The sequence below is a fragment of the Streptomyces sp. AC1-42W genome (assembly GCF_003248355.1).
Lineage (GTDB): Bacteria > Actinomycetota > Actinomycetes > Streptomycetales > Streptomycetaceae > Streptomyces.
Genome location: NZ_QKWY01000001.1, coordinates 3,114,763 through 3,137,484, shown reverse-complemented (window position 1 = coordinate 3,137,484; position 22,722 = coordinate 3,114,763). Strand labels below are relative to the sequence as shown.

The window sequence follows — 22,722 nt, the reverse complement described above, 5'->3', positions numbered from 1 at the left end:
GCGGTCAGCGCTCCGCGGGCAGCGCCGTGAGGTAGGCGTGGATCCCGTCGATCGAGGTGAACTGCTCCATGTCCTCGAAGTGCGGGTCGATGACCACGCCGTGCCGTTCCTCCAGCCCGTGCTGGAGGACGATCAGGGTGAGCGAGTCCATCACCAGCCCCGCGTCGTCCGGGAACTGCTCGGGCGGGCCGAGGTCGGTGCATTCGGCCAGGATCGCCCTGATGTCGTCCTTCGAGATCACGAGGCCCCCTTGAGCTCAGCGGGCCGGGACTGCGCCGACCGCTCCGAGGTAATGTGCCGGTGCATCAGCGCGCGGTCGCGGGCGAGCTTCCCCATCGAGTTGCGCGGCAGCTGCCGGGTGACGAAGAACCGCTTCGGGATCTTCACCGCGCTCAGCCGTTCCCGGCACCAGGCGGTGAGCTCGTCCGCGGTGAGGTCCTCGTCGCCGCCGACGAACGCCTCGATCGCGTCCTGGTGGGTCACGACCACCTCGGCCACCCGCGGGTGGTCGAGGAGTGCCGCCTCGACCTCGGTGAGGTCCACCTTCAGCCCGCCGACCACGACGAGTGAGTCGGAGCGGCCGAGGATGCTCAGCACCCCGGTCTCCGGGTCCCGGCCGACCCGGTCGAAGGTCCGCAGCCAGCCGTCGCGGTAGCGGTCGGTGTGCTCGCCGTACAGGTAGGGAGAGCGGTCCATCCGGACCAGCAGTTCCTCGCCGTCGATCTCCAGTTCGACGCCCGGCACCGGCGGACCGATCTCGGGCGGGATGCACCGCCCGGACAGGTCCCCGGCGATCAGCCCGATCTCGGTGACGCCGTAGACCTGGCAGATCGGCAGGCCGAAGGCCGCCAGGAACCGCTGACGGGTCTCCTCCGGCACCCGCTCGCCGCCGGAGACGGCCAGCCGCAGCGACAGCCGCTCGGGGCGGTCCGCGGTACGGGCCAGCAGGTCATAGTGGACCGGCGTCCCGTACATCACGGACACCTCGGTCCGCGCCATCAGCCGCAGCACCTCGGCCGGGCGGAAGGTCGCCGGGACGACCAGGGTCGCCCCGGCGGCCAGCGCGTGCAGCACGCCGGTCATCAGGCCCATGTTGTGCATGACCGAGTTCAGCAGCAGTACCCGCTCGCCCGGACCCGGGGTGCCGGGGAGCCCGGCGTGCCGGTCGAGTTCGGCCAGCACGGACCCGGCCGGGCGGCCGATCACCTTGGGCCGGCCGGTCGAGCCGGAGCTGAACTGCACCAGGACGACGCCGTCCTCGGCCGGACGGCCGCCTGCGAGCCGCCGGACCTCGAAGTCGGACTCCTGCCGGAATCCGGTCACCGACCCTCCGGCACCCGCAGCCACGACCAGGTACTGCGGCCGCACACGCTCCACCAGAGGCTCGAATTCGGCCGGTTTCAATCGGAAATCGACCAGAACCACCTGGGCACCGCAGCTCCACAGAGCCAGCAGCACCTGGAGGTACGTGAAACTCGGCGTCATCCGCAGCAGCACCGAGCTGCCTTCGGAAATACCACTCTCTCGAAATCGGAGCCGCAGTCCGGCGACTCCGGCGCGGAGCTCGCCCCGGGTGACCGGGGCGGCCGAGACCGCCCAGAGATCACCGTCGTCCCCGCGCTCCAGCAGCTGTTCCCCCCACCATTTATCGGCCATACCAGCTTCCTCTTATGGGGAAATTCCGGTGGCTTCCAAATCCCGGAAGCCGGAAATTCTGACATTCGGCGATGTCGAAGCTAACACGGCCGCGAGACGGCGGGCAAGGACGCCGACGATCAGTGCCCGCCGACCCGACAAGCCTCTGACCGGCAGCACTTCGGCGATCTCCCGAGCCGGTATCCCGCCGGCGGGACACCGGCTTGAGCCACCCTTGACCCCTCCAGCACCCCGAGTTAGGTTGCCAACGAATTTGCTTTCCGACCAGCTGCCGCCCGGTACCGACGGCGTTCCGTCCTGTCGCGCGAATGTCGGCCAGGCGCACCCATTCCCGTCCTTCCGACCACTTCGCCCATCATTTGAGCCTTCGCAGGATATTCACTTTTCGCTCTCCGGCCGTCCGCGCGGGGGAATCATCGGAGGTTGAAACGTGTTCGTCCGTCCTGATGCCGAGCTGCCGCTCACGGCCGCGCAACGCGAGATCTGGATCGCCGAGCAACGACTGGGGAAAAGGAACCGGGTATTTCGGGTCGGCGAATACCTCGAGATCCACGGGCGGGTCGATCTGGAGCTCTTCGACCGGGCCGTACGACTGGTCGTCGGCGAGGCCCAGGCGCTGCACGTGCGCTTCACCGAGGCGCACGGCGAGGTCCGGCAGGCGCTCCGGCCGCCCACCGACTGGGCGCCGACCCTGGTCGACCTCAGCGCCGAGCCCGACCCCGAACGAGCCGCCCGCGCATGGCTGGCCGCCGCGGTCGCCCGACCGATGGACCTCGCCCGGGAGCACCTGTTCGATCACGCGCTGCTACGCCTGGGGGACGACCGCTGCTACTGGTACCAGGGCTACCACCACATCGTGATGGACGCCTTCGGTACCGTGCTGATCACCCGACGCACGGCAGAGGTCTATACCGCACTCGCCGAGGGCCGGCCGGTGTCGCCGAGCCCCTTCGGGGCGCTGGACGAGTTCCTCGCCGCCGATCAGAAGTACCGCGACTCCGAGGGGTTCACCGGCGACCGGGCGTACTGGACCGAGCGCTTCGCCGACCGCCCCGAGCCGACCGGGATCGTCGCCCGCCCGTCGACCACCCCGGACCACTACCTGCGCCGGACCGCGGCCCTGCCCCCCGGGGAACTGGACGGGCTGCGCGAGGCCGCCCGCGGGGCCCGGGCGCCGTGGTCACACCTGGTGATCGCCGCGGTCGCCGTGTACCTGCACCGGATGACCGGCGCCACCGACGTGGTGCTCGGCCTGCCCGTCACCGCACGGCTGGATCAGCTCCAGCGCCGGACCCCCGGCACCGCCTCCAACGTGCTCCCGCTGCGGCTGACCGTCCGACCCGAGCTGACCCTGCGCCAGCTGCTGACCCAGGTCTCCGCCCGGATCGTCGAGCTGGGCCGGCACCAGCGCTACCGGGCCGAGGACCTCCAACGGGACCTCGACCTGCCGGGCGGCCTGGGCACCTGGTACGCGCCCGTCGTCAACATCATGTCCTTCGACGCCACGCCGACCTTCGCCGGACTGCCCACCACCGCCCACAGCCTCTCCTCCGGCCTGGTCGGCGACCTCACGTTCGCCGCCTGGGACCGCCGCGACGGCGCCGGGCTCACCGTCGACCTCAACGCCCACCCCGAGCTCTGCCCCGAGCGGGAACTCACCGCCCACCACGGGCGGCTGGTCGCCACGCTGCGGGCCATCGCCTCGGACGGGATCGACCGACCGGTCGGCCGGATCGACCTGCTCACCGCCGAGGAGCGGCGCGCGCTGCTGGCCGGCCCCGAGGACGCTCCGGCGACCACCGGGGCGACCACCGAGGCCACCCTGCCGGAGCTGTTCCGGGCCCGTACGGCCGCCGCGCCGGACGCGGTGGCCGTGGTCTGCGACGAAACCTCGCTGACCTACCGGGAGTTGGACGAGCGGGCGAACCGGCTGGCGCACCTGCTCGCCGCGCACGGCGTCGGCCCGGAGCGGATCGTCGCCCTGGCCCTGCCGCGCTCCGTCGACCTGGTTGTCGCCGTCCTCGCCGTCCTCAAGGCCGGAGCCGCCTACCTCCCGCTCGACCCCGAGTACCCGGCCAACCGCCTCGCCCACATGGTCACCGACGCCCAACCCACCCTGATCCTCACCACCACCGAAACCGAGGCCAAGCTCCCCGACAGGCACACCGCGCCCGTCCTCCGGCTGGACGATCCGGAGACACTCGCCGCGCTGGCCGGGCAGCCCGCCCACTCCCCCGCGGTCGGCCTCCGCCCCGACCACCCGGCCTACGTCATCTACACCTCCGGCTCCACCGGGGTGCCCAAGGGCGTGGTCAACACCCACCGGAACGTCGTGCGGCTCTTCGACGCCACCCGCCCGTGGTTCGACTTCGGCCCGGACGACGTCTGGACGCTGTTCCACTCCTACGCCTTCGACTTCTCCGTCTGGGAACTGTGGGGAGCCCTGCTGCACGGCGGCCGACTGGTCGTGGTGCCCTACGACGTCTCCCGCTCCCCGCACGCCTTCCTGGACCTGCTCGCCGACCAGGGCGTCACCGTCCTGAACCAAACCCCCTCCGCCTTCCACCAGTTGGCCCAGGCCGAGGCCGACCCTAGCCGACCCCCGCGCCGACTCACGCTGCGGACGGTGGTCTTCGGCGGCGAGGCCCTGCAACCGGCCCGGCTCGCCGAGTGGTACCGCCGGCACCCGGAGGACACGCCGCAGCTGGTCAACATGTACGGCATCACCGAGACCACCGTGCACGTCACCCACCAGCCGCTCACCCGTGACCGGGCCGCCGCCGGGGCGGCGAGCGTGATCGGCGCCGGCATCCCCGACCTGCGGACCCATGTCCTGGACGGCGGGCTCCAGTTGGTGCCGCCCGGCGCGGTCGGCGAACTGTACGTCGCGGGCCCGGGCCTGGCCCGTGGCTACCTGGGGCGGCCCGCGCTGACCGCCGAGCGTTTCGTCGCCGACCCCTACGGCGTGCCCGGCGCCCGGATGTACCGCACCGGCGACCTGGTGCGCCGGAACCCGGACGGGGAGCTGGAGTTCGTCGGCCGCGCCGACCACCAGGTCAAGGTCCGCGGCTTCCGCATCGAACTCGGCGAGGTGGAGGCAGCCCTCCTCGCGCACCCGGACGTGGAACAGGCGACCGTGATCGTCCGCGAGGACCGGCCCGGCGACACCCGCCTGGTCGCCTACGTCGTCGGCCGGGAGGCCCTCCGCCCCGAGCAGGTACGGGAGTTCACCCGGGAGCGGCTGCCCGAGCACATGGTCCCGGCGGCCGTCGTCCAGCTGGAGCGGCTGCCCCTGACGCCCAACGGCAAACTGGACCGAGCGGCCCTGCCCGAACCGGACTTCGCCCTCGCCGGGACCGGCCGGGAGGCCCGCACCCCGCAGGAGCAGATCGTCTGCGACCTCTTCGCGCAGGTCCTGGGCCTGCCCAGGGTCGGCGTCGACGACGACTTCTTCGAACTCGGCGGCCACTCCCTGCTCGCCACCCGGCTGATCGCCCACCTGCGGACGGTACTCGGGGTCGAGCTGGAGCTGCGCTCACTGTTCGAGGGCCCGACCCCGGCCGCGGTGGCCGCCCGGCTGGACACCGCCGGGCCCGGCCGCCTGGCGCTCACGGTGCGGCAACGGCCGCCGGTGATGCCGCTCTCCTCGGCGCAACGACGGCTCTGGTTCCTCAGCACCTTGGAGGGGCCGAGCGCCACCTACAACATCCCGCTCGTCCTTCGGCTTTCCGGGCGCCTGGACGTCCCGGCGCTGTGCGCGGCGCTCGGGGACGTCGTGGGCCGGCACGAGAGCCTGCGGACGGTGTTCCCCGAGGTCGACGGGACGCCGTACCAGCGCCTGCTGACGCCCGAGGCCGCCGCGCCCCGGCTGACCGTCACCCCGACCAGCGAGGCCGACCTGCCGAATGCCCTCAAGGCGGGCGCCCGGTACGCCTTCGACCTCGCGGGCGAACCGCCGCTGCGCACCGAACTCTTCGAACTGTCCCCGCGGGAACACGTCCTGCTGGTCGTCGCCCACCACATCGCGGCGGACGGCTGGTCGATGGAACCGCTGTCCCGCGAGCTGACCGAGGCGTACGCCGCCCGCGCCGAGGGCCGCGCGCCGCAGTGGGCGCCGCTGCCCGTGCAGTACGCCGACTACACGCTCTGGCAGAACGAGCTGCTCGGCGACCAGAACGACCCCGACAGCCTCTTCGCCACCCAAGTCGCCTACTGGACCGAAACCTTGGCCGGGCTGCCCGACCAGATCACCCTGCCCACCGACCGCCCCCGCCCCGCCGTCATGACCTACCGCGGCGACTACCTCACGGTGGACATCGACCCCGAACTCCACCGACGGCTCACCGAGCTGGCGCGGGGCTCCGGCGCCAGCCTCTTCATGGTCCTCCAGGCCGGACTCGCCGCCCTGCTCAAACGCCTCGGCGCCGGTGACGACATCCCCCTCGGCAGCCCCATCGCCGGCCGCACCGACCAGGCCCTCGACGACCTCATCGGCTTCTTCGTCAACACCCTCGTCCTGCGCACCGACACCACCGGCGACCCCACCTTCACCCAACTCCTCACCCGCGTCCGCGAAACCTCCCTCGCCGCCTACGCCCACCAGGACGTCCCCTTCGAATACCTCGTCGAAGTCCTCAACCCCACTCGCACCCTCGCCCACCACCCCCTCTTCCAGATCATGCTCGCCCTCCAGAACGCTCCGGAGAACGAGTTCAGCCTGCCGGGACTGCGCGCGGGGATCGAACTCGGCAGGACGGGAACGGCCAAGTTCGACCTCTTCTTCAGCCTCACCGAGCGGCGGGGGCCGGACGGCGAACCCCAGGGGCTGACGGGCGAGGTCGAGTACTCCAGCGACCTCTACGAGGCAGCCACCGTCCAGGCCCTCTTCAACCGCTGGATCCACCTCCTGGATGCCGTGACCGCCCAACCCGAGCAGCCGCTCAGTCGCATCGACGTCCTCACCCCGGAGGAGAGGAACCGCACGATCGTCGAGGTCAACCGGACCGAACTGCCGCTGCCCGACGCCTCGTCGGCGGAGCTGTTCGAACAACAGGTGACCCTCACACCCGACGCCCCCGCCCTGGTCAGCGACGGCGCCACGCTCAGCTACTCCGAGCTCAACACGCGCGCCAACCACCTCGCCCACCAGCTCACCACCCGGGGCATCCGCCCCGGCGACGCCGTCGCCGTCCTCCTCCAACGCTCCCCCGACACCGTCACCACCGTCCTCGCCCTCGCCAAGACCGGCGCGACCTACATCCCCCTCGACAGCCGCTACCCCGCCGACCGCATCCGCCTCGTCCTCGACGAGACCCGCACCAAACTCCTCATCACCGACCACACCACCGAACTCGACACCACCACCACCCAGTTCAACCCCGCCGACACCCCCCACGACGGCGAAGACCCCGGCAACCCGAACCACACCACCCACCCCGACGACGCCGCCTACATCATGTACACCAGCGGCTCCACCGGCCGCCCCAAGGGCGTCATCGCCACCCACCGCAACATCACCGCCCTCGCCCTCGACCCCCGCTTCGACCCCACCGCCCACCGCCGCGTCCTCCTCCACTCCCCCACCGCCTTCGACGCCTCCACCTACGAGATCTGGGTCCCCCTCCTCAACGGCAACACCGTCGTCCTCGCCCCCACCGGCGACCTCGACGTCCACACCTACCACCGCGTCATCACCGACCAGCAGATCACCGCCCTCTGGCTGACCAGCTCCCTCTTCAACCTCCTCACCGAGCAGAGCCCGGAGACCTTCACCCGGGTCCGGCAGATCTGGACCGGCGGCGAGGCCGTCTCCGGCGCCACCGTCACCCGGCTTCAGCAGGCATGCCCCGACACCACCGTGGTCGACGGCTACGGCCCCACCGAGACCACCACCTTCGCCACCCACAACCCCGTCCCCACCCCCTACACCGGCTCCGCCGTCGTCCCCATTGGCCGCCCCATGGCCACCATGCACACCTACGTCCTCGACGACAGCCTCCAGCCCGTCGCCCCCGGCGTCACCGGCGAGCTCTACCTCGCTGGCAGCGGCCTCGCCCGCGGCTACCTGGACCGTCCCGCCCTCACCGCCGAACGCTTCGTCGCCAACCCCCACCGGCCCGGCGAACGCATGTACCGCACCGGTGACCTGGCACGCTGGAGCGCTGACGCCCAGCTGGAGTTCGTCGGCCGCGCCGACCAGCAGGTCAAGGTCCGCGGCTTCCGCATCGAACCCGGCGAGATCGAGAACGTCCTCACCGGCCACCCCGCCGTCGCCCAGGCCGCGATCCTCGTCCGCGAGGACCAGCCGGGCCGCCCCCGCCTCGTCGCCTACGTCGTCGCGGACGGCGGAACGGCCCCGGACGGTCTGCGCGAGGCCCTCCGGCGGCGCCTGCCCGAGTACATGGTGCCGTCCGCATTCGTCGTCCTCGACCGGCTGCCGCTGACGGCCAACGGCAAGGTGGACCGGGCCGCCCTGCCCGCGCCCGAGGTCTCCCGCGCCGGGTCGGTGCGCGAGCCCCGCACCCCGCGCGAGGGGCTGCTCGGGGACCTGTTCGCCCAGGCTCTCGGGGTGGAACGGGTCGGGCTCTACGAGGACTTCTTCGCCCTCGGCGGGGACAGCATCGTCTCGATCCGGCTGGTGAGCCTGGCCCGTTCGGCGGGCATCGGTTTCTCCGTCCGGGACGTCTTCGAGCAGCGCACGGCGGCCGGCCTGGCCGTGGTCGCCGAGGAGCTGACCGCGTCGGACGGGGAGGCGGACGAGTCGGCGGTCGGGCCGGTGACGCCGACGCCGATCATGCGCTGGTTCGACGAACGCGGCGGCTCGATCGACCGGTTCCACCAGGCGATGCTGTTGCAGGTGCCGGCCGCGCTGGGCGAGAAACGGCTCGTGACGGCCGTCCAGGCCCTGCTGGACCACCACGACGCGCTGCGCCTCACCAGGGTGCCGAGCGAGGATGGCCCCGCCGGGCCGTGGGAGCTGCACATCCCGGCGGCCGGCACGCTCTCCGCCGCCGACCTCGTCCGGCGCGTCGACCTCGACGGCCCCCTCGACGAGGCGACCGTCCGCACCCACCTCGACGCCGCCCAGGCCCGGCTCCACGCCGAGCGCGGGGTGCTGCTCCAGGCGGTCTGGTTCGACGCCGGTCCGCGCCGACCGGGCCGGTTGCTGCTCCTGGTCAACCACCTGGTGGTGGACGGGGTGTCCTGGCGCATCCTGCTGCCGGACCTGGTCGCGGCCTGGGAGGCCACCGCGCAGGGCGACCCGCCGCGGCTGGAGCCGGTGCCCACGTCCTTCGGCCGCTGGTCCCGACTGCTCGCGGCCGAGGCCCGGCGCCCGGCCAGGGCCGCCGAGGCGGCGCTGTGGACGGAGGTGCTCACCCCCGTCGACCCGCCGCTCACCGCCACCCGGCCGGACCGCACCCGGGACACCGTCGGCCGAGCCCGCAGCCTCACCGTCTCCCTGCCGCCGGAGGTCGTCTCCCCACTGCTGACGACCGTCCCTGCGGCCTTCCACGCCGGGGTGAACGACGTGCTGCTGACCGCACTCGCCCTGGCGGTCGCCCGCTGGCGGCGCGGCCACGGCCGGGGCCCGCACACCGCGCTCCTGGTGGACGTCGAGGGCCACGGCCGCGAGGAGATCGTCGACGGCACCGACCTGTCGCGCACCGTGGGCTGGTTCACCTCCCTGTACCCCGTCCGGCTCGACCCGGGCGCCCTGGGCTGGGAGGAGGTGACCGGCGGTGCCCCGGCCCTCGGGCCGGCCCTCAAGCGGGTCAAGGAACAGCTGCGCGAACTGCCCGACCGTGGCCTGGGCTTCGGCCTGCTGCGCCACCTCGACCCGGCGACCGGGCCGGTGCTGGCCGGGCTCGCCACCCCGCAGCTGGGCTTCAACTACCTCGGCCGCTTCCCGGCCGCCGGCACGCCGCTGGTGCCGGGCAGCCCGGCCTGGACGGTCGCGCCGGAGGCGGGCCTGTTGAGCGGCACCGACCCGACCACCGCGCTCGCCCACGGCCTGGAGGTCAACTCGATGGTCCGCGACACCCCGGACGGCCCGGACCTGGAGGCCGTCTGGACGTGGGCCCCCGACCTCTGGCCCGAGCCGCACGTCCGCTCCCTCGCCGAGGACTGGTTCCAGGCGATCCGCGGCCTGGTCCGGCACGCGGACCGGCCCGACACCGGCGGCTACACGCCGTCCGACTTCCCCCTGACCGAGCTCAGCCAGCACGACATCGAACAACTCGAAGCCCCGTGGAGGATTCAGAAATGACGTCGTCGGGCCTGGAAGACATCCTGCCCCTCTCCCCGATGCAGGAAGGGCTGCTGTTCCACTCCCGCTACGAGCAGGACGGCGCGGACGTCTACGCGGTGCAGCACGTGTTAGACCTCGCCGGCCCCCTCGACGGCGCGCGGCTGAGGGAGGCGGTCGGCGCCCTGGTGCAGCGGCACCCGAACCTGCGGGCCGCCTTCCGGCAGGTGGATTCGGGCCGGACGGTCCAGCTAATTTCCCGTCATGTCGACCTGCCCTGGGAGGAGTTCGACCTCTCCTCGATGCCCGCCCCGGAAGCGGAGGCGGAGCTGTCCCGGATCGCCGCGAAGGAGCACGGCCGCCGCTTCGACCCGGCCGAGCCGCCGCTGCTGCGCTTCACCCTGGTGCGCACGGCCGAGGAGCACCACCGGCTGATCCTGACCACCCATCACATCCTGCTGGACGGCTGGTCGACGCCGATCCTGGTGCGCGAGCTGACCGCGCTGTACGCCGACGGCCCGGCCGCCGAGCTGCCCCGGGTCACCCCGTACCGGCAGTACCTCGGCTGGCTGGCCCAGCAGGACCGGCCGGCGGCGGAGGCGGCGTGGCGCGAGGCGCTCGGGGACCTCGAACAGCCCACCCTGGTGGCGCCGGTGGACCCGGCGCGGGCCGCGCTGATGCCGGAACGCATCACCACCGAGCTGGCCGAGGAGCGCACGGCGGCGCTCGTCGAGTGGGCCCGCCGGCACGGCGTCACCCTCAACACGGTGCTGCAGGCGGCCTGGGGCCTGGTCCTGAGCCGTCGCACCGGGCACCACGACGTGGTGTTCGGCGCCGTCGCGGCCGGGCGCGACCCTCAGCTGGCCGGGGTCGAGTCGATGGTGGGCCTGCTCATCACCATGGTCCCGGTCCGGGTCCGGCTGGACCACGCGCAGTCGCTGCTGGAGGCGGTCCGACGGCTCCAGGACGAGCAGTCCCGCCTCACCTCGCACCACCACCTCGGGCTCGCCAGGATCATCCAGCAACTCACCGGTATGAGCGAGCTGTTCGACACCTCCCTGGTGTTCGAGAACTATCCCTGGCAGGACCCGGCCGAGCTGCCGGCGACCGGGCTGCGGATCACCCCCGACCTCGGACGTGGCCGGGACGCCACCCACTACCCGCTGACGCTGATCGCCGCCCCGGGCCGCCGGCTCTACCTGCGCCTCGACTACCGCGGCGACCTGTTCGACCGGGCGGAGGCTTGTGCCCTCGTCGAACGGCTGATCCGCGTCCTGGACCTGGCGGTCGCCGACGCCGAGCGCCCGCTCGGCCGGGTCGACCTGCTCACCGCCGAGGAGCGGCGGGAGCTGCTGCACGCCGGGAACGGCGCCGGGATGCCGCTCGAGGCCGCGAGCCTGCCGGAGCTGTTCCGGGCCCGGGTGGCCGCCGCGCCGGACGCGGTGGCCGTGGAGTACGGCGAGGAGGCCCTCCGTTACCGGGAGTTGGACGAGCGGGCGAACCGGCTGGCGCACCTGCTCGCCGCGCACGGCGTCGGCCCGGAGCGGATCGTCGCCCTGGCCCTGCCGCGCTCCGTCGACCTGGTTGTCGCCGTCCTCGCCGTCCTCAAGGCCGGAGCCGCCTACCTCCCGCTCGACCCCGAGTACCCGGCCAACCGCCTCGCCCACATGGTCACCGACGCCCAACCCACCCTCGTCCTCACCACCACCGAAACCGAGGCCAAGCTCCCCGACGGGCACCCCGGCCTGCTGCTGGACGACCCGGCCGTGCTCGCCGACCTCTCCGGCCGCCCCGCCCACGACCCCGTGGTGGAGCTCCACCCCGACCACCCCGCGTACGTCATCTACACCTCCGGCTCCACCGGCGTGCCCAAGGGCGTGGTCATGCCCGCGGGCGGTCTGCTCAACCTCCTCCAGTGGCACCACCGCGCGGTCGGCGACGAACCCGGCACCAGGACGGCCCAGTTCACTGCGATCAGCTTCGACGTGTCCGCCCAGGAGGTGCTCTCCTCGGTGGCCTTCGGCAAGACCCTGGTGATCCCCGACGAGGAGGTGCGGCGCGACGCCGCCCGGTTCGCCGGGTGGCTCGACGACCGACAGGTGGACGAGCTGTTCGCGCCCAACCTCGTCCTGGAGGCGCTCGCCGAGGCGGCCGTCGAGACGGGCCGGACGCTGCCGCAACTACGGACGGTCGCCCAGGCCGGCGAGGCGCTGACGCTGAGCCGCACCGTCCGCGCGTTCCACCGCTCGGCCCCGGGCCGTCGCCTGCACAACCACTACGGCCCGACCGAGACCCACGTGGTCACCGCCCACGCCCTCGGCGACGACCCCGAGGACTGGCGGCTCCCCGCGCCGATCGGGCGGCCGATCGACAACACCCACGCCTACGTCCTGGACGCGGGCCTGCGGCTCGTCGAGCCAGGTGTGGTGGGCGAGCTGTACATCGCGGGCGCCGGTCTGGCCCGCGGCTACCTGGGCCGGCCCGCCCTGACCGCCGAGCGTTTCCTCGCCGACCCGTACGGTCTCGAACCGGGCGGCCGGATGTACCGCACCGGCGACCTGGTGCGCCGGAACCCGGACGGGGAGCTGGAGTTCGTCGGCCGCGCCGACCACCAGGTCAAGGTCCGCGGCTTCCGGATCGAGCCCGGCGAGATCGAGAAGGTCCTCACCGACCACCCCGACATCGCCCAGGCCGCCGTCGTCACCCGCCCGCGCCGGCCCGGCGATCTGCGCCTGGTCGCCTACGTCGTCGGCCGGGAGGCCCTCCGCCCCGAGCAGGTACGGGAGTTCACCCGGGAGCGGCTGCCCGAGCACATGGTCCCGGCGGCCGTCGTCCAGCTGGAGCGGCTGCCCCTGACGCCCAACGGCAAACTGGACCGAGCGGCCCTGCCCGAACCGGACTTCGCCCTCGCCGGGACCGGCCGGGAGGCCCGCACCCCGCAGGAGCAGATCGTCTGCGACCTCTTCGCGCAGGTCCTGGGCCTGCCCAGGGTCGGCGTCGACGACGACTTCTTCGAACTCGGCGGCCACTCCCTGCTCGCCACCCGGCTGATCGCCCGGATCCGGGCCGCCTTCAGCGTGGAACTCGGCCTGCGCACCCTGTTCGAGGCCCGTACGGCGGCCGCCGTCGCCGCGCACCTCGACCTCGCCGGGCCCGCCAGGACAGCACTGACGAAGCACCAACTGCCGGACGCCGTACCGCTGTCCTTCGCCCAGCGACGGCTCTGGTTCCTGCACAAGATGGAGGGGCCGAGCGCCACCTACAACATCCCGCTGGCGCTGCGGCTCACGGGCGAGCTGAACCTCGAGGCGCTGCGCGCGGCGCTCGAGGACGTCACAGGCCGGCACGAGAGCCTGCGGACGGTGTTCCCCGAGGTCGACGGCACGCCGTACCAGCGGGTGCTGGACACGGCGACCATCGAGCTGGTCCGGACCGCCACCACCGAGGCGGAGCTGACCGACCACCTGCTCCGGGCCGCCCGCCATCCGTTCGACCTCGCGGGCGAACCGCCGCTGCGCACCGAGCTCTTCGAGCTGTCGGCGCGGGAGCACGTCCTGCTGCTGGTGGTCCACCACATCGCGGGCGACGGCTGGTCCCTGGGCCCCCTCGCCTCTGATCTCGCCCGCGCCTACGCCGCCCGCGCCGAGGGCCGCGCGCCGCAGTGGGCGCCGCTGCCCGTGCAGTACGCCGACTACACGCTCTGGCAGAACGAGCTGCTCGGCGACCAGAACGACCCCGACAGCCTCTTCGCCACCCAAGTCGCCTACTGGACCGAAACCTTGGCCGGGCTGCCCGACCAGATCACCCTGCCCACCGACCGCCCCCGCCCCGCCGTCATGACCTACCGCGGCGACTACCTCACGGTGGACATCGACCCCGAACTCCACCGACGGCTCACCGAGCTGGCGCGGGGCTCCGGCGCCAGCCTCTTCATGGTCCTCCAGGCCGGACTCGCCGCCCTGCTCAAACGCCTCGGCGCCGGTGACGACATCCCCCTCGGCAGCCCCATCGCCGGCCGCACCGACCAGGCCCTCGACGACCTCATCGGCTTCTTCGTCAACACCCTCGTCCTGCGCACCGACACCACCGGCGACCCCACCTTCACCCAACTCCTCACCCGCGTCCGCGAAACCTCCCTCGCCGCCTACGCCCACCAGGACGTCCCCTTCGAATACCTCGTCGAAGTCCTCAACCCCACTCGCACCCTCGCCCACCACCCCCTCTTCCAGATCATGCTCGCCCTCCAGAACGCCCCCGAGGGCACCTTCCAACTCCCCGGCCTGACCGTCGACGTGGCACCCGGACGCACCGGCACCGCCAAGTTCGACCTCTTCTTCAGCCTCGCCGAACGTCGAGGCGCCGACGGCGAACCCCAGGGCATCACCGGCGCCGTCGAATACTCCAGCGACATCTACGACGCCCCCACCGTCCAGGCCCTCTTCAACCGCTGGATCCACCTGCTCGACACCGCCACCGCCCAACCCGACCAGCCCCTCAGCCGCATCGACCTGCTCACCGCGCAGGAGCACCACCAGCTGCTGGACACCTGGCTGGACACCGCCGTCGAGGTCGGCCCGGACCTGCTGCCGGCCCGCTTCGCCCGTCAGGCCGCCGCCACGCCGCAGGCCGTCGCCCTGATCGCCGGGGACGACTCCCTGACCTACGCGGAGCTGGACGCCCGCGCCAACCGGCTCGCCCACGCCCTGCTGCGCGAGGGCGCCGGACCGGACCGGCTGGTCGCGCTCGCCCTGCCCCGGACCGCCGAGCTGGTCGTCGCCCTACTGGCGGTGCTCAAGACCGGCGCCGCGTACCTCCCGCTGGACCCCGACCACCCGGCGGCGCGGCTCTCCCACGTGCTGGGCGACGCCCGGCCCGCCCTGCTGCTCACCGACACCCGTACCGAGCAGCACCTGCCCGCCGACGCGGACACCCGCCGACTGGCGCTCGACTCCGCCGAGGTCCGGGCCCTGCTGGCGGACTGCCCCGACACCGACCCGGCGGAGGAGGGCGTGACCCCCGCGCCGGGCTCCGCCGCCTACGTGATCTACACCTCCGGCTCCACCGGCCGGCCCAAGGGCGTGGTCGTCCCGCACTCCGCGCTGGTCAACTTCCTCACCGCGATGCGCCGGCAGGCCCCGCTGCGGCCCCAGGAGCGGCTGCTCGCGGTCACCACGGTCGCCTTCGACATCGCCGCGCTGGAGCTGTACCACCCGCTGCTCTCCGGTGCCGCGGTCGTCCTGGCACCCAAGGAGGCCGTTCCCCAGCCGTCCGCCGTGCTGGACCTGATCGCCCGGCACGGCGTCACCACCATCCAGGGCACCCCGTCGCTCTGGCAGCTGCTGGTCGGACACGACGCGGAGGCCCTGCGCGGGCTGCGGATGCTGGTCGGCGGCGAGGCCCTTCCGCTGTCCCTGGCCGAGGCCCTGCGGGCGCTCACCGACGACCTGGTCAACCTGTACGGCCCGACCGAGACCACCATCTGGTCCACCGCAGCCGAGCTGGCCGGTGGCACCGGCGCCGCACCGATCGGTCGGCCGATCGCCAACACCAGGGTCTACGTCCTGGACGACGGCCTCCAGCCGGTCGCCCCCGGCGTGGTCGGCGAGCTGTACATCGCGGGCGCCGGGCTGGCCCGCGGCTACCTGGACCGCCCCGCCCTGACCGCCGAGCGTTTCCTCGCCGACCCGTACGGTCTCGAACCGGGCGGCCGGATGTACCGCACCGGCGACCTGGTGCGCCGGAACCCGGACGGGGAGCTGGAGTTCGTCGGCCGCGCCGACCACCAGGTCAAGGTCCGCGGCTTCCGGATCGAGCCCGGCGAGATCGAGAAGGTCCTCACCGACCACCCCGACATCGCCCAGGCCGCCGTCGTCGTCCGTGAGGACCAGCCCGGCGACGCCCGGCTGGTCGCCTACGTCGTCACCGGCGGCTCGGCGGACGCCCGCGACGAGCAGGTCGAACAGGACCAGCTCGACGAGTGGCAGGACCTCTACGACTCGGTCTACACCGCCGCGTCGGAGACCGCCTTCGGTGAGAACTTCGCCAGCTGGAACAGCAGTTACGACGGCCTGCCGATCCCGCTCGACCAGATGCGGGAATGGCGGGACACCACCGTCGAACGCATCCGCGGCCTCAACCCCCGCCGGGTGCTGGAGATCGGCGTCGGCACGGGCCTGCTGCTGTCCCGACTCGCCCCGCACTGCGAGGAGTACTGGGGCACCGACTTCTCCCCCACCGTCATCGCCGACCTGCGCGGCCACGTGGAGGCCGACCCCGAACTCGCCGCCCGGGTGCAGCTGCGCACCCAGCCCGCGCACGACGTCGACCAGCTGCCGCACGGCCACTTCGACACCGTCGTCCTCAACTCGGTCGTCCAGTACTTCCCGAACGCCGGGTACCTGGAGCAGATCCTCGACCACGCCCTGCGGATCCTCGCGCCCGGCGGCACCGTCTTCATCGGCGACATCCGCAACCCGCGGCTGCTGCGCACCTTCACCACCGCCGTCCACACCGCCCGTGCCACCGACCCGGCGGACCACGCCGCCGTGCGGCGCGCCGTCGAGCACGCGCTGGTCCTGGAGAAGGAACTGCTGATCGATCCCGAGTACTTCACCGCGCTCGGCCATCACGTCCCCGATCTCGCCGGCGTCGACATCCGCCTCAAGCCCGGCACCGTCGAGAACGAGCTCACCCGCTACCGCTACGACGCCACCCTCCACAAGGCCGGCGCCCACACCCACCCACTCACCGGCCCCCCCGAGCGGCCGTGGTCCGGGCACGCGGACCCGGACGCCGAACTGGCCGCGCTGGCCCGGCAGCTCGACTCCGAGCGCCCCGCCCGACTGCGCGTCACCGGCATCCCCAACCCGCGCCTCGCCCGCGAACTCGCCCTCCAGCACGCCCTCGACACCGCCACCGCGCCGATCGCCCCTTCGCCGACCGCCGACGCCCAGGGGCCGCAGCCCGACCTGGACGCCCTGCACCGGCTCGGACGGCAGCTCGGCTACTGGACCGCCGCGACCTGGAACACCCACCGGCCCGACGCCGTCGACCTCGTCCTCGTCGCGCTGAGCGACCTCGACGGTGCCACGCCCACCGGCACCTACGCCTCGGCCGGCACCAGCACGCCCGCCACCCCGCTGTCCAGCCTGACCACCAACCCCGCGGCCGGGCGCGGCACCAGCGCCCTCCTCACGACCCTGCGCGAGCACGCCCGCACCCACCTGCCCGACTACATGCAGCCCAGCGCCCTCGTCCCGCTCGACCGGCTGCCGCTCACCGCGAACGGAAAGCTGGACCGGGCGGCCCTGCCCGCACCAGACTTCACCCTCGCCGGGACCGGCCGGGAGCCGCGCACCCCGCAGGAGCAGATCGTCTGCGACCTGTTCACCCAGGTCCTGGGCCTGCCCAGGGTCGGTATCGACGACGACTTCTTCGAACTCGGCGGCCACTCCCTGCTCGCCACCCGGCTGATCGCCCAGATCCGGGCACTCTTTGGCGTCGAACTGGAGCTGCGCTCGCTGTTCGAGGGCCCGACCCCGGCCGCGGTGGCCGCCCGGCTGGACACCGCCGGGCCCGGCCGCCTGGCGCTCACCGTGCAGGAGCGGCCCGCGACCATGCCGCTGTCCTTCGCCCAGCGACGGCTCTGGTTCATCCACAAGATGGAGGGGCCGAGCGCCACCTACAACATCCCGCTGGCGCTGCGGCTCAGCGGTGACCTGGACCGCGACGCGCTGCGCGGCGCGCTGACGGACCTGGTCGGCCGGCACGAGAGCCTGCGGACGGTGTTCCCCGAGGTCGACGGGACGCCGTACCAGCGCCTGCTGACGCCCGAGGCCGCCGCGCCCCGGCTGACCGTCACCCCGACCAGCGAAGCCGACCTGCCGGACGCCCTGGAAGCGGCCGCCCGCCATCCGTTCGACCTCGCGGGCGAACCGCCGCTGCGCACCGAGCTCTTCGAGCTGTCGGCGCGGGAGCACGTCCTGCTGCTGGTGGTCCACCACATCGCGGGCGACGGCTGGTCCCTGGGCCCCCTCGCCTCTGATCTCGCCCGCGCCTACGCCGCCCGCGCCGAGGGCCGCGCGCCGCAGTGGGCGCCGCTGCCCGTGCAGTACGCCGACTACACGCTCTGGCAGAACGAGCTGCTCGGCGACCAGAACGACCCCGACAGCCTCTTCGCCACCCAAGTCGCCTACTGGACCGAAACCTTGGCCGGGCTGCCCGACCAGATCACCCTGCCCACCGACCGCCCCCGCCCCGCCGTCATGACCTACCGCGGCGACTACCTCACGGTGGACATCGACCCCGAACTCCACCGACGGCTCACCGAGCTGGCGCGGGGCTCCGGCGCCAGCCTCTTCATGGTCCTCCAGGCCGGACTCGCCGCCCTGCTCAAACGCCTCGGCGCCGGTGACGACATCCCCCTCGGCAGCCCCATCGCCGGCCGCACCGACCAGGCCCTCGACGACCTCATCGGCTTCTTCGTCAACACCCTCGTCCTGCGCACCGACACCACCGGCGACCCCACCTTCACCCAACTCCTCACCCGCGTCCGCGAAACCTCCCTCGCCGCCTACGCCCACCAGGACGTCCCCTTCGAATACCTCGTCGAAGTCCTCAACCCCACTCGCACCCTCGCCCACCACCCCCTCTTCCAGATCATGCTCGCCCTCCAGAACGCCCCCGAGGGCACCTTCCAACTCCCCGGCCTGACCGTCGACGTGGCACCCGGACGCACCGGCACCGCCAAGTTCGACCTCTTCTTCAGCCTCGCCGAACGTCGAGGCGCCGACGGCGAACCCCAGGGCATCACCGGCGCCGTCGAATACTCCAGCGACATCTACGACGCCCCCACCGTCCAGGCCCTCTTCAACCGCTGGATCCACCTGCTCGACACCGCCACCGCCCAACCCGACCAGCCCCTCAGCCGCATCGACGTCCTCACCCCGGAGGAGAGGAACCGCACGATCGTCGAGGTCAACCGGACCGAACTGCCGCTGCCCGACGCCTCGTCGGCGGAGCTGTTCGAACAACAGGTGACCCTCACACCCGACGCCCCCGCCCTGGTCAGCGACGGCGCCACGCTCAGCTACTCCGAGCTCAACACGCGCGCCAACCACCTCGCCCACCAGCTCACCACCCGGGGCATCCGCCCCGGCGACGCCGTCGCCGTCCTCCTCCAACGCTCCCCCGACACCGTCACCACCGTCCTCGCCCTCGCCAAGACCGGCGCGACCTACATCCCCCTCGACAGCCGCTACCCCGCCGACCGCATCCGCCTCGTCCTCGACGAGACCCGCACCAAACTCCTCATCACCGACCACACCACCGAACTCGACACCACCACGACCCAGTTCAACCCCGCCGACACCCCCCACGACGGCGAAGACCCCGGCAACCCGAACCACACCACCCACCCCGACGACGCCGCCTACATCATGTACACCAGCGGCTCCACCGGCCGCCCCAAGGGCGTCATCGCCACCCACCGCAACATCACCGCCCTCGCCCTCGACCCCCGCTTCGACCCCACCGCCCACCGCCGCGTCCTCCTCCACTCCCCCACCGCCTTCGACGCCTCCACCTACGAGATCTGGGTCCCCCTCCTCAACGGCAACACCGTCGTCCTCGCCCCCACCGGCGACCTCGACGTCCACACCTACCACCGCGTCATCACCGACCAGCAGATCACCGCCCTCTGGCTGACCAGCTCCCTCTTCAACCTCCTCACCGAGCAGAGCCCGGAGACCTTCACCCGGGTCCGGCAGATCTGGACCGGCGGCGAGGCCGTCTCCGGCGCCACCGTCACCCGGCTTCAGCAGGCATGCCCCGACACCACCGTGGTCGACGGCTACGGCCCCACCGAGACCACCACCTTCGCCACCCACAACCCCGTCCCCACCCCCTACACCGGCTCCGCCGTCGTCCCCATTGGCCGCCCCATGGCCACCATGCACACCTACGTCCTCGACGACAGCCTCCAGCCCGTCGCCCCCGGCGTCACCGGCGAGCTCTACCTCGCTGGCAGCGGCCTCGCCCGCGGCTACCTGGACCGTCCCGCCCTCACCGCCGAACGCTTCGTCGCCAACCCGTACGCCGCACCCGGAGAACGCATGTACCGCACCGGCGACCTGGCACGCTGGAACCCCGACGACCACCTCGAGTACGCCGGCCGCGCCGACCACCAGGTCAAGGTCCGCGGCTTCCGCATCGAACCCGGCGAGATCGAGAACGTCCTCACCGACCATCCCGCCGTCGCCCAGGCCGCCGTCCACCTCAACCGGGACCAGCCCGGCAACCCCCGGCTCGTCGCGTACGTCGTCGCGGACACCTCGGCGCCGAGCAGCGATGTGGACCAGCAGCACCAGATCGGCGAGTGGCAGGACCTCTACGACTCCCTCTACGCGGCCCCCACGGCCGAGTTCGGCGAGGACTTCTCCGGCTGGAACAGCAGCTACGACGGCCGGCCGATCCCCCTCGACCAGATGCGGGAGTGGCGCGACGCCACCGTGGAACGCATCCGCGGCCTCAACCCGCGCCGGGTGCTGGAGATCGGCGTCGGCACGGGCCTGCTGCTCGCGAAGCTGGCCCCCGAGTGCGAGGAGTACTGGGGCACGGACCTCTCGCCCACCGTGATCGAGGCGCTCTCCCGGCACGTCGACGCCGACCCGGAGCTGGCCCGGCGGGTCACCCTGCGGGCCGGTGCCGCGCACGAGCACGAGGGGCTGCCCGTCGGCCACTTCGACACCGTCGTGCTCAACTCCGTGGTCCAGTACTTCCCGAACGCCGACTACTTCGCCCAGGTCATCGAGCAGGCGCTGCGGCTGCTGTCCCCCGGCGGCGCCGTGTTCATCGGCGACATCCGCAACCCGCGGCTGCTGCGCACCTTCACCACCGCCGTCCAGACCGCCCGCGCGGAGGACCCGGCCGACACCGCCGCCGTGCGGCGCGCCGTCGAGCAGAGCCTGGTGCTGGAGAAGGAACTCCTGGTCGACCCGGAGTACTTCACCGCGCTCACCCACCGCCTCCCGGACCTCGCCGGCGTCGACCTGCGGCTCAAGCGCGGCGCCGCCCACAACGAGTTGACCCGCTACCGCTACGACACCACGCTCCACAAGGCCGGAATCACCGCGCTCCCGCTGTCCGAGGCCGCCGTCCTGGCCTGGCCGCAGGACGCCGAGGCACTCGCCCGGCACCTGGCCGAGGCCCGGCCGGAGCGGCTGCGCGTCGCCGGCGCGCCCAACTCCCGGATAGCCGCCGACCTCGCGGCCCAGCACGCCCTGGAGTCCGGCACCGCCCCGGCCGGGCCCTACGCCACGGAGCAGCCGGACCTCGAGGCACTCCACCGCCTCGGGGAGGACCACGGGTACTGGACGGCCGTCACCTGGTCCGCCCACCGCCCCGACACCGTCGACCTCACCTTCGTCCGGCGCGGCCTGCTCGACGGCGCCGTCCCGGTCGGTACGTACGCCCCGGCGGCCGCCGGCGACCCGGCGACGCCGCTCACCGCCTTCACCACCAACCCCGTCGGCAGCCGGGGCACCGCCGCGCTGCTCACCGCGCTGCGCGAACACGCCGCCGCCCAACTGCCTGACTACATGCGGCCCGCCGCAATCGTCCCGCTCGACCGCCTGCCGCTCACCGCCAACGGCAAGCTCGACCGGGCCGCCCTCCCGGCACTCGACCCGGAGCACGCGGACACCGGCCGCGCCCCCAGGACGCCGCAGGAGCAGGTGGTCTGCGAGCTGTTCGCGGAGGTGCTCGGCCGGCCGCTCGTCGGTGTGGACCAGGACTTCTTCGACCTCGGCGGGCACTCGCTGCTCGCCACCCGGCTGATCGCCCGGCTGCGCGCCGCCTTCGGCGTGGAACTGGGCCTGCGCAGCCTCTTCGAGGCGCCGACGCCGGGCGGGATCGCCGCCCGGCTGGACCTCGACGACCCGGACGGCTCCTACGAGGTGGTGCTGCCGCTGCGCGCCCAGGGCAGCAGGCCGCCGCTGTTCTGCATCCACCCCGGTGGCGGCATCAGCTGGTCGTACAGCGCGCTGATCAAGCACCTCGGCCCGGAGTACCCGCTGTACGGCATCCAGGCGCGCAGCCTGGCCCGCCCGGAGCCGCGGCCGGAGAGCATCGAGGAGATGGCGGTGGACTACGCCGACCAGATCCAGGGCGTGCAGCCGCACGGCCCCTACCACCTGGCCGGCTGGTCGTTCGGCGGGCTGTGCGCCCATGCCCTGGCCGCGGAGTTCCAGCGGCGCGGCGAGCCGGTGGCGCTGGTCGCGGTGCTCGATGTGATCCCGAACTGGCAGGGGCTCACCCACGACGACGTCCCGGCCCCCGACGACCGGGTGATGCTGCTGTACCACGTCGGCCTGGTCGACGACGGCAGCCACCGCAACGACCGCGAAGAGCTGACCTTCGCCAGGGCCCGCGAGATCCTGCGCCGCCAGGGCAGTGTGCTCGCCAACCTGGAGGAGGACCGGCTCACCACGATCACCGAGATCTCGGCCAACAACACCCATCTGACCGTCGACTACCAGCCCGGCCCGATCGACGGCGACCTGCTGCTGATCGCCGCCTCGGAACAGCAGGACCCGCCGGTCACCGCCGATGCCTGGCGGCCGTACGTCTGCGGCGCGGTCGAGGCCCACGTGGTGCCCGGCGAGCACGGCTCCATGCTGACCCGGCCCGGCACCCTGGCCGAGATCGGCCGGATCCTGTCGGCCAAGCTCCGCGAACTCGGTGACGGCGCGTGACCCGCCGGCCGGCAGCGCGAGGCACCTCTCATCCGCGTCCCACCAGGACTGACCAGCGAGGACTGACAA

At 72.9% G+C, this 22,722-nt stretch carries 4 protein-coding genes; 2 read left to right on the top strand and 2 right to left on the bottom strand.

Translation table 11 applies throughout. The annotated features are described in order from the left end of the window. Positions 1-4: 4 nt before the first annotated feature. Complete coding sequence (locus tag DNK56_RS14435) at positions 5-241, bottom strand: acyl carrier protein (protein WP_111334110.1); 237 nt, start codon at positions 239-241, stop codon at positions 5-7. Next, the gene (gene acmA / locus DNK56_RS14430; protein WP_111334109.1) at positions 238-1,656 is read right to left on the bottom strand and encodes a 3-hydroxy-4-methylanthranilate adenylyltransferase AcmA; all 1,419 of its coding nucleotides are present in this window, start codon (positions 1,654-1,656) and stop codon (positions 238-240) included. Before acmA ends, DNK56_RS14435 begins: the two co-directional genes overlap by 4 nt. A gap of 430 nt (positions 1,657-2,086) precedes the next feature. On the opposite strand from acmA, the gene acmB reads away from it, so the two are divergent. Together acmB and acmC are read left to right on the top strand one after the other, a co-directional pair. Continuing rightward, positions 2,087-9,922 (top strand): actinomycin synthase II AcmB, encoded by a 7,836-nt coding sequence (gene acmB, locus DNK56_RS14425; protein WP_111334108.1) that lies wholly within the window; start codon positions 2,087-2,089, stop codon positions 9,920-9,922. After that, on the top strand, positions 9,919-22,653 hold the full coding sequence (gene acmC / locus DNK56_RS14420; protein ID WP_111334107.1) for a 3-hydroxy-4-methyl-anthranilate pentapeptide lactone synthase III AcmC: 12,735 nt from the start codon (positions 9,919-9,921) through the stop codon (positions 22,651-22,653). The genes acmB and acmC overlap by 4 nt, the downstream gene beginning before the upstream one ends. Positions 22,654-22,722: the final 69 nt, after the last annotated feature.